The sequence below is a fragment of the Verrucosispora sp. SN26_14.1 genome (assembly GCF_004307965.1).
GTDB lineage: Bacteria > Actinomycetota > Actinomycetes > Mycobacteriales > Micromonosporaceae > Micromonospora.
The window spans coordinates 1-3,143 of sequence record NZ_SISL01000593.1; the positions used below are offsets into that span (position 1 = coordinate 1).

A 3,143-nucleotide genomic window follows, 5' to 3' on the forward strand; every position below is an offset into this window, starting at 1 on the left:
AGCCTGGCGGCGGGGTCGGGGTGGGCGTCGGGCCCGGCGGTACGCCCCCGCCGGCACTGCCACCGCTCCAGGTGTGCGCGCCACTGGTGGCGGTACGCCCGGCGGCCACCGTGAGCTGCGTACCGTCGGAGAACCGGACGGTCAGCGGGGTGGCGGAGATGTTGCTGGCTACGTAGGTGCGGGCGCCGTTGCGGTTGAAGACGGCGGCCAGCGGGTGGTCGGCGGTGATCCCGGTGTCGACCCGGCCCAGCCCGGCCAGGTTGCGGATCCAGTGGAAGGTGTGTGCCCGGCTCTCGCCCTCCTCCGGCGTGTAACCGGGGTTGGCGCGCAGTTTCGCCAGCGCCGAGTCGGCGTCACCGAGGGCGAGGAACTGCCAGTGGATGTCCTGCCACACGGTGGGTTCGCCACCGTTGTTGCGGACCAGCTCCTGGTACTTGATGGAGTTGTAGTTCGGGTGGTAGCCCAGGTACAGGTGGCCGCCGGTGATCGGCAGCAGGTTGATGCCCTGGATCATCTCCGGCTCGGCGCTGAACCAGGTGGCGTACGCACCGCCGTCGCCCCAGACCATGCCCACGTTCGAGTGCCCGAACCCGGCCGGGAAGTTCTCGTCGTTGACGTCGAACCAGTACTCGTGGATCGCCGCCGCCTGCGTGGTGTAGATGAAGATGCCGGCGTCCCGGACCGCGGTGTTGCCGGTGGCCTGCCCCCACTGGATCAGGGCGTTGGCGAAGTTCATCCCCTCGGACGACGACTCCTGGTTGTTGCCGCTGGCGAACGAGCCGTGCCCGGAGGCCCAGTCGTGTCCGGCGTAGATGTCGAAGTCCCGCAGGTACGGGAAGCGGGTGTCGGCCCGGTCGTAGTTGTTGGCGTCCCGGATCAACAGGTCGATCATGCCGCCGTACTGGTCCTGACGGGCCCAGGACGGGTCGAACTTGGCCAGCGTCGCGGCGGCGGCGATGTAGTAACCGTAGTGGAAGTGATGGTCGTTGAGCTCCTGGTCGGAGCCGTACGAGGCGGGGTAGCCGATCAGGGTGCCCCACCGCTGGTCGTAGTAGAAGAGGCGCTCGGTCTCGCCGGGTGAGGCGGTGAGCCAGTCGTTGAGCGTGGACCGGATGGCGTTCAGCGCCGAGGTCCGGGTCTCGGTGTCGCCGACCAGGTCGGCGATCTCGGCGATCCGGGAGGCCCGGCCGAGGCCCTTGCCGGTCCAGTAGGTGTCACCGCCGCGCTGGTCCATCGGGTTGCTCCGGACCGCCGCGAGATGCTGCCGCAGCGTGGTCAGGTCGGCCCCGGCGCCGGTGGCGACCGCCGGCAGCTCGGGCAGTACGCCGTGGAACCGCATCGAGGTGCGGAACTCGCCGACACCGGTGAGCACCTTCATCCGGCCGCGCGCCGACGGGTAGGTCGGTGCGATCGGGGTGGCGCCGGTTAGCGACTTCCACTGGTGCGGGTAGAGGCTCACCACGGTCCGCGTCTCGGTGCCCTCGCGCGGGGTGGTGGTGAAGGTGTAGCGGGTCTCCACCCGGCTGGTCGACTGGTTGTAGGTGTAGCCGACCCGGGTGCCGGTGACGTGGGCGTGCGCGTACTGGCCGTAGGTGGTGGCGAGCTGGGCGCGGGCCGTGGCGTCACCGGTGGCCGGCAGCAGGGCGACCGAGAAGTAGCCGCGTCCGGCGAGGTTGGAGCTGATCCGGGTACCGCTCACGGTCCAGGTGGCCCCGGACGGCGCGTACGCGACGTAGTCGTGGCCCCGGACGCTGAAGCTGATCCGGCCGGCGCTGTTGGAGAAGACCGTGAAGCCGCCGCCGTTCGCGTTGATCACCGCGTCGCCGCCGGTGGTGCGGAAGTACGCGAACGGCAGGCCGTGACCGATGGTGGCGCGCAGGGTACGGGTGCCGTCGCTCCAGTACGGGGTGACCGTCCAGTCGGTCCAGTCGGCGACCCGGACGATCGGCGCGGCGAGCCCGGCCACGCCGACCCGGATGTCCTCGACGTAGGGGTACTTGTACTCGCCGACGCCGGTCGCGGTGCCGCTGATGGCGGCCACCGACTCGGCGGAGAAGCCGAGTCCGTCGGTGACCGGTCGGTAGGACGCCGGGTGGGCGTGCAGCGGCTCGCTGAAGGAGCAGTTGAGCCGCTTCCACAGCAGCGAGGACCACCAGTCGTTGGTGGGGATCGGGCCGGGCGGCGCGTCGGCGGTGGCGAACTGCCGAGGGTTGGTGGTCATGTCGCCGCAGCCGCTGGGCAGCGGGCCGACGGGGGTGGTGGTGTAGCTGCCGGCGCCGACGGGCGCGGCCTGCGCGGGGGAGGTGGCGGTGACGGCCAGCCCGCCGAGGACGAGGGCTGCTGCGGCGGTGGCGGCCAGCAGCCGATGACGGGTACGGCGTGGGACGGGAGGTCGCATCTTTCCTCCATGGCGCGCCGGTCGACGGCGCGTTTCGTCGTCGTTTGGGGGGTTGATTCCGTGAGAGAGCGCTCTCTCCGGTGTTACGCGACGGTAGTTCACCGGCACGACCTGCGTCAATGTGTCGGACTTATGAAATGCGGATGACGCGGGACGGGACGTCTCCGGCTCAACGCGCCGGGGGTCGCTCCGGGCAGCCGTTCTTGCGGTGCCACGCCGCCACCTTCGCCGCCGGCTCGCGGTTGCCGCCCTCGCGCCACGAGTCGAGGTACGGCGCGGGCCAGATCACGCCCCGGCGGATCCACCAACCGTCCTCACCCAGGCACGGCGGGGAGATGCCGAAGTGGAGGTGGCAGACGTTGTTGGCGTTGCCGGTCCGGCCCACGGTGCCGAGCTGCTGCCCGGCGCGTACCCGCACGCCCGGCGCGATGTCGTCGGCGACCTCGGTCAGGTGGGAGCCGTAGTAGCGCACGCCGTCGTCGCCGAGCACCGACACCGACAGGCCACCGTTGTACGGCCCCTGCGGCCCCTGCCTGTCGTACCGGTCCCGGCGGCTGACCTCACCGATCGTGCCGTCGGTGACCGCCACGAAGGGTTCGCCGCAGTCGGCGAAGATGTCGGTCCCCGGGTACGCCGAGTGGGTCGGGTGGTAGGCCACCTTCGTCGCGCGTACCGGGAAGACGTGCCGGAGCCCGGCGCGGGTCGGACTGGCGGTCGCCGCCGGTTGGTCCGCGGTGTCCGGCGT

2 protein-coding genes are annotated in these 3,143 nt (G+C 71.1%); both read right to left on the reverse strand.

Going from position 1 to position 3,143, the window contains the following annotated elements:
* On the reverse strand, nucleotides 1-2,398 hold a 2,398-nt coding region (locus tag EYA84_RS29620), incomplete at its 3' end, for a glycosyl hydrolase (RefSeq protein ID WP_131057385.1).
* Between the two features lie 169 nt (nucleotides 2,399-2,567).
* Nucleotides 2,568-3,143: M23 family metallopeptidase (locus EYA84_RS29625; RefSeq protein WP_131057387.1), on the reverse strand; the 576-nt coding region annotated here is incomplete at its 5' end.